The organism is Mammaliicoccus lentus, from assembly GCF_002902755.1.
GTDB classification, from domain to species: Bacteria; Bacillota; Bacilli; order Staphylococcales; family Staphylococcaceae; genus Mammaliicoccus; species Mammaliicoccus lentus.
Genome location: NZ_PPRS01000070.1, coordinates 1 through 345, shown reverse-complemented (window position 1 = coordinate 345; position 345 = coordinate 1). Strand labels below are relative to the sequence as shown.

Annotated in this window: 1 tRNA gene and 1 rRNA gene; both read right to left on the bottom strand. The window is 41.4% G+C overall.

What is annotated here, in order from left to right:
* Positions 1-101: 101 nt before the first annotated feature.
* Positions 102-178: transfer RNA gene (locus CD135_RS12365), tRNA-Ile, on the bottom strand.
* Between the two features lie 93 nt (positions 179-271).
* Positions 272-345 (bottom strand): 16S ribosomal RNA (locus CD135_RS12360); the annotation flags it as partial.

Sequence of the window (345 nt, the reverse complement as noted above, 5' to 3'; positions counted from 1 at the left end):
GCGCGATTATTAAGCTTGTTGAATTTCGTTAAAAATTCACTCGGTTTTTTGCTTGGTAAAATCTATTTGCTTACTTATCTAGTTTTCAATGTGCAAAAAAATGGTGGGCCTAAATGGACTCGAACCATCGACCTCACGCTTATCAGGCGTGCGCTCTAACCAGCTGAGCTATAGGCCCTATCTATTTTTGAATGTCAAATAAACATTCAAAACTGAATACAATATGTCTCCGTTATTCCATGACCTCATGGTCATTCCGTAATATCCTTAGAAAGGAGGTGATCCAGCCGCACCTTCCGATACGGCTACCTTGTTACGACTTCACCCCAATCATCTGTCCCACCT